Raw genomic sequence first — 6,205 nt, 5'->3', positions numbered from 1 at the left:
CGACTCCGGACCGTTGACGGCCGCGACCACCGCACCCGGCACCTCGGACAGCGTCGCCAGCACCTCCGCCTCCGGCGCGTTGACCGCCGCCATCGCACCACCACTGGGCAGCGCCTGCATCAGCCGAGCCCGCGCCGCCACCAGACGGGCCGCGTCCTCCAGGGAGAGGACCCCGGCCACATAGGCAGCCGCGACCTCACCCACCGAGTGACCCACCACCGCATCCGGCACCACACCAGCGGCCCGAAGCACAGCAGCCACACCGACCTCGAACGCGAACAGGCCCGCCTGCGCGTACAACGTCTGGTCGGCCAGCGCCTCGTCGACACCCTCAGCACCCAGCACGACGTCGCGGACAGGAATCCTCAACTCCCGTTCGAGGAGCCCGCACGCCCGGTCGAAGACCTCCGCGAACACCTCGCTGCCCTCGTACAGACCCCGGCCCATACCGGTCCACTGCGAACCCTGACCCGCGAAGACCAGGCCCACCCGCGCATCCGCCCGCGCCACGCCCGACACCACCGCGGCCGCCGGCACGCCGGCGGCCAGGCTCTCGACGGCGCCCAGCAGTTCGGCCCGCTCGGTACCGACCACCACGGCCCGGTGCTCGAACACCGAACGCGTCGCGGCCAGCGACCACGCCACGTCCCGCGGCTCCAGCTCCGGCCGCGCGGCGACCCACTCCCGCAGCCGACCCGCCTGGGCCGTCAGACCGTCCGCCGTACGGCCCGACACCACCCACGCACCGGCACCCGGCAGCACCGGAACCTCGGCCCGCACCTCGGCGACCTCGGCCGCCGGCGCCTCTTCCACGATGACGTGGACGTTGGTCCCGCTGATCCCGAACGCCGACACACCCGCACGGCGCGGACGCTCCCCCGCCGGCCACGGCACCGGCTCCGTCAGCAGCCGCACCTCTCCCGTCGACCAGTCCACGCGCGGCGACGGCTCGTCCACGTGCAGCATCGCGGGCAGCTCGCCGTGCCGCAGCGCCAGCACCATCTTGATCACACCGGCCACACCGGCGGCCGCCTGGGTGTGGCCGATGTTCGACTTCACCGACCCCAGCCACAGCGGGCCCTGCCCGCCCCGCTCCTGACCGTACGTCGCCAGCAGCGACTGCGCCTCGATCGGGTCGCCGAGCCGGGTTCCGGTCCCGTGCGCCTCCACCGCGTCCACGTCGGCGGCCGAGAGGTTCGCGTTCGCCAGCGCGCGGCGGATGACCGCCTGCTGAGCCCGGCCGTTGGGGGCGGTCAGGCCGTCGCTGGTCCCGTCGGAGTTGATCGCCGAGCCGCGCAGCACGGCCAGGACGGAGTGGCCGTTGCGCACGGCGTCGGACAGCCGCTCCAGGACGACCAGGCCGACGCCCTCCGACCACACGGTCCCGTTGGCGTCGGCCGAGAACGGGCGGCACACACCGTCGGAGGACAGCCCCCGGAGCCCGCTGAAGGCGACGAAGTTCCCGGGGGTGGCCATGACGGACACGCCGCCGGCGAGCGCCAGCGAGCACTCGCCGGACCGCAGCGCCTGCACGGCGAGGTGGATGGCGACCAGGGAGCTGGAGGCGGAGGTGTCGACGGTGAGCGACGGCCCGTGCAGTCCGAGGAGGTACGAGATCCGGCCGGACATCACGCTGGTCGTCGTGCCGGTGAGCAGGTACCCCTTCACGCCTTCCGGCGCCTCCTGCAGCCGGGGGCCGTACTCCCTCGGTTCGGCGCCCACGAACACGCCGGTCCTGGTGCCCCGGATCGCGGACGGGGTGATGCCGGCCCGCTCCAGGGCCTCCCAGGACGTCTCCAGCAGCAGGCGCTGCTGCGGGTCCATCGCCAGCGCCTCGCGCGGCGGGATGCCGAAGAAGGACGCGTCGAAGCCGGCCGCGTCGTCGAGGAAGCCGCCCCGGGTGAGGTAGGTCTTCCCGGCGGTCTCCGGGTCGGCGTCGTACAGGGAGCCGAGGTCCCAGTTCCGGTCCTCGGGGAAGTCGGAGAGGGCGTCCCTCCGTTCGGCCAGCAGCTCCCACAGGTCCTCGGGCGAACGGACCCCGCCGGGGTAGCGGCAGCTCATGCCGACGATCGCCAACGGCTCCGCACCGGCTGCGGCGAATTCCGTCAGGGCCGGCCCATCAGTCTCGTTCACAAATCCCTCGGCATTCGGGAGGTCGGGAGTTCGATACCTGGTCGAAGGTCTTTCAGCCAAGGAGGAACAGCAATGCGAAAAGGCTGAACGGAAGGGCTGAAGAGAGGGGCTGTACAAGGAGAAAGGAACAAAAGGCCCGCCGGAGCCCCGGCGGTCAGGATATGAGTCGGCCCGTCCGGAGAACCACGTGTTCAACCGAGAAAGGCGCGCCGGTTGATCGGCGCGCCATTCCGGACGACGGGAGACCCCGCGTTCCTCACCGTCAGGCGACGGCGTCCTCCCCGGCCGTGGTCAGGTCGGGCGAGGTGAGCCGCATCGTCGTCGGACCCTCGCGGCGGTCGGCGACCAGGTGCAGGCGCTGGACGCCCTCGCCGACGGGCTCGCCGAGGGCGGCCACGCAGGCGCACGGGTCGTCGGCGAAGCCCGCGAACCGGTAGGCGATGTCCATCATGCGGTTGCGATCGGTCCGCTTGAAGTCGGCGACGAGGTGCACGCCGGCCTGGGCCGCCTGGTCGATCAGCCAGTTGAGGATGACCGCGCCGGCGCCGAAGGTCACCACGCGGCACGAGGTCGCGAGGAGCTTCAGGTGCCACAGCTCCGCGTGGCGCTCCAGCAGGAGCACGCCCACGGCGCCGTGCGGACCGAACCGGTCGGCGAGGTTGACGGTGAGGACCTCGTGGTCCGGGTCGGCCAGCAGGGCGCGCAGCGCGGCGTCGGAGTAGTGGACGCCGGTCGCGTTCATCTGGCTGGTGCGCAGGGTCAGTTCCTCGACCCGGGAGATGTCCTCCTCGTCGGCCCGCTTGATCTCCATGACGAGGTCGAGGGTGCGGAGGAACTCCTCGTCGGGGCCGTTGAAGTTGTCCTTCTCGGCGTCCCGGCGGAAGCTGGCCTGGTACATCTCGCGGCGGCGCCGGGAGTCGACGGTGACGGTCTCGGGGCTGAACTCGGGCAGGCCGGTCAGCTCGCCCGCCCGGTCGGCCGGGTAGCAGCGGACCTCGGGCGCGTGGAAGGTCACCTCGGCGCGCTCGGTGGGCAGGTCGTCGATGAACGCGATGGTCTTCTCGGCGAAGTTCAGCCTTTCGGCGATCAGCTTGACCGCGTCGGACTTGCGGCCCCATCCGATCTGGGGGTGCACGAAGTACTCGGCCAGGCCCAGCTCTTCGAGGCGCTTCCAGGCGAGGTCGTGGTCGTTCTTGCTCGACACCGAGTGCAGGACTCCCCTGGAATCGAGCTCGACGATGGTGTCGAGGATCCCGGGGAACAGTTCGACGTTCGAGTCCTCCAGCAAAGTGCCGTCCCAGACGGTGTTGTCCAGGTCCCAGACCAGGCACTTCACGAGGGTTGGCTTCTCAGCCACGGGGGTTCTCCTACCAGCTTCGGTCGGACTTCGGTCGGACTTCGGTCGTTCGGACTCCGGTCGTCCGGACGTCAGTCGGAAAGCGAGAGGGCGTGGTCCGCCAGGATCAACTGGCAGATCTCGTTGCTGCCTTCGATGAGCTCCATGAGCTTCGCGTCCCGGAACGCGCGGGCCACCACGTGCCCGTCCTCGGAGCCGGCCGACCCTAGGAGCTGGACCGCGGTGGCGGCGCTCCGGGCGGCGTTGCCCGCGCTGACGTGCTTGGCGAGGACCGCCGCCAGACCCATGTCCGGTGCGGCGGAGTCCCATTGCGCGCTGGCGTGCTCGCACGCGCGCAGCGCGGTCTGCTCGGCGATGAACAGCTCCGCGAGGTGCCGGCGGACGAGTTGGTGCTCGGCGAGTGCCACGCCGCCCTGGTGCCGGTTCCCGGCGTGCGCGGTGGCGGCGCTCAGGCAGGCCTGGAGGATGCCGGCGCAGCCCCAGGCGATCGACACCCGCCCGTAGGAGAGCGCGGTCGTGAACAGCATCGACAGCGGCTGCCCGCCGCCGCCCAGCACGTGGGTGGCCGGCAGCCGGACGTTGTCGAGGCGGATGTTGGCGTGGCCGGCGGCCCGGCAGCCCATCGGGTGGGGCACGAGCTCGATGTGCACGCCCGGCGCGTCCACGGGGACGATCGCGGCGGCGGCGCCCTCGCCCTCGCCGTGGCGGGCGATGATCAGGACGAAGTCGGCGTAGCGGGTGCCGGTGACCCACTTCTTCTCGCCGTCGATGACGAAGCCGTCCCCGTCGGCCTTGATCCTGGTCTGCATGGCGGCCAGGTCGCTGCCGGCGCCGGGCTCGCTGAAGCCGACCGCGGTGAGCTTGCCTCCGGTCAGTTCGGAGAGGAAGGTGCGCCGCTGGTCCCGGTCGCCGAAGCGCTGGACGGTCCAGGCGACGATGCCCTGGGAGGTCATGATGGACCGCAGGGAGCTGCACAGGCTCCCGACGTAGGCGGTCAGTTCGCCGTTGTCCCGGCTGCTCAGCCCGAGGCCGCCGTGGGACGCCGGGACCTGTGCGCACAGCAGGCCCTTGGCCCCCAGGGTGCGCAGCAGGTCGACGGGCAGTTCGCCCGTGACGTCCCAGTCGGCCGCGCGGGCGCCGACGAGCCCGCCGATGAGGGCGCGCTCGTCGGCGAGTCGGTCAGGCATTTCCGGCCGCTTCCGTGTCGCCCTTCAGCCGCAGCACGAGGTCGGCCATGCTGACGACGGTGCGGAAGTTGTCGAGCTTGAGGTCGCCGCCGACGATGGCGATGTCGTACGCGTCCTCGAGGTGGACGACGAGCTGCATCGCGAACATGGAGGAGACGACGCCGGAGGCGAAGAGGTCCTGGTCCGGCTGGACCTCGGTCTTGATGCGCTCGGTGAGGAAGCCGAGGATCTCCTTCTGGAGGGTCTCGGCGGTCAGCGGGGTGTTGTCCGCGTGGTCGGTCATGACGCGACCTTTCCGTAGTCGTAGAAGCCCCGGCCGGTCTTCCGGCCGAGGTGGCCGTCCCGCACCTTGGCGAGCAGCAGGTCACAGGGGCGGTAGATTTCGTCGCCGCGGCGCTCGTAGAGCACGTTGAGCGAGTCGACGAGGTTCTCCAGGCCGATGAGGTCGCCGGTGCGCAGCGGGCCGGTGGAGTGTCCGAGGCAGCCCTCCAGCAGGCCGTCGACGACCTCCACGGAGGCGACGCCCTCCTGGACGAGCATGGCCGCGGTGTTGATCAGCGGGTGCAGCAGGCGGTTGATCACGAAGCCGGCCGAGTCCTCGATGACGAGGGCCTCGCGGCCGAGGACGGCGAGCAGCTCGGTGGCCTGCTCCAGGATGGCGGGCTCGGTGCGCGGGCCGCGGATGACCTCGACCATCTTGATCATGTAGGAGGGGTTCATGAAGTGCACGCCCACGAGGTCCTCGGGGCGCACGATCCACTCGGCCATCTCGTCGATCGGGATGCACGAGGTGTTGGAGATCAGGGTCGTGCCGGGCGGCACCAGGCGGGAAGCCGTGGAGAGGACCTCCCGCTTGACCTCGTCGACCTCGGTGACGGCCTCGATGACGGTGGTGGCCTCCGCGATGTCCTCCAGGGAGACGCTGGTGGTCAGCGTGCCCTGAGGGCGGTCCGCCGGCAGTACGCCCATCAGCTGGGCGTGCCGCAGCTTCTGCTTGATGGTCTGCCGTGCCGTCTCCAGCACGGTCTCGTCGACGTCGACCAGGACGACGGAGACGCCGTGGCCGAGGGCGAGCGCCGAGATGTTGGTGCCCATCACGCCCGCGCCGATGATGGCGAGGCGGTGCTCCTCAAATGCGGTCATGGATTCTTCCCTACGGTTTCGTGAGCCGGTTCCTGACGGCCGGCCCGGTCGTGGCGACGCGGCGTGCCGTGGCCCCCTGTCACCCGCGCAGCAGCGCGGCGAGAGCGGTGGGCGTCGGGTGCTTGAACACGTCGCCGAGTTCGAGGGACGTGCCGGTGAGTTCTTCGACCTTCTGGGCCAGGACGGCCGCGAGCAGCGAGTGGCCGCCCGAGGTGAAGAAGTTCGTCCGTGCCGTCGCCTCGACGGTGAGCAGTTGGCTCCAGATCCCGACGAGGTCGCGGACGAGCGGGTCGTCCGTCTCCTCCTCCTGCGGCCCGCTGCCCTGGTCGAGTGCCTTTCGGGCGAGCGCCAGGAGGGCCTGGGGGTCGGGCCGGCCGTCGGGGGT

General features: G+C 71.2%; 5 protein-coding genes and 1 pseudogene. All 6 read right to left on the bottom strand.

Annotated features, from left to right (window positions below; all coding sequences use genetic code 11):
- Positions 1 to 2,118: pseudogene (locus J0670_RS26845) on the bottom strand (type I polyketide synthase); the annotation flags it as partial.
- A gap of 277 nt (positions 2,119 to 2,395) precedes the next feature.
- Complete coding sequence (locus J0670_RS26840; RefSeq protein WP_207814255.1) at positions 2,396 to 3,490, bottom strand: HAD family hydrolase; 1,095 nt, start codon at positions 3,488 to 3,490, stop codon at positions 2,396 to 2,398.
- Positions 3,491 to 3,561: 71 nt separating this feature from the next.
- A complete protein-coding gene (locus tag J0670_RS26835) occupies positions 3,562 to 4,677 on the bottom strand; it encodes an acyl-CoA dehydrogenase family protein (protein ID WP_207814254.1) in 1,116 nt (371 codons plus the stop codon).
- On the bottom strand, positions 4,670 to 4,960 hold the full coding sequence (locus J0670_RS26830) for an acyl carrier protein (protein WP_207814253.1): 291 nt from the start codon (positions 4,958 to 4,960) through the stop codon (positions 4,670 to 4,672). Before J0670_RS26830 ends, J0670_RS26835 begins: the two co-directional genes overlap by 8 nt.
- A complete protein-coding gene (locus tag J0670_RS26825) occupies positions 4,957 to 5,820 on the bottom strand; it encodes a 3-hydroxyacyl-CoA dehydrogenase family protein (protein ID WP_207814252.1) in 864 nt (287 codons plus the stop codon). Before J0670_RS26825 ends, J0670_RS26830 begins: the two co-directional genes overlap by 4 nt.
- Before the next feature lie 79 nt (positions 5,821 to 5,899).
- Positions 5,900 to 6,205, bottom strand: a 306-nt coding sequence (locus J0670_RS26820) for a phosphopantetheine-binding protein (RefSeq protein WP_279383074.1), incomplete at its 5' end; no start/stop codon positions are given.

This window comes from Streptomyces sp. FH025 (assembly GCF_017427025.1).
In the GTDB taxonomy this organism is placed as follows: domain Bacteria; phylum Actinomycetota; class Actinomycetes; order Streptomycetales; family Streptomycetaceae; genus Kitasatospora.
This window is presented reverse-complemented; position numbering and strand designations above follow the sequence as displayed.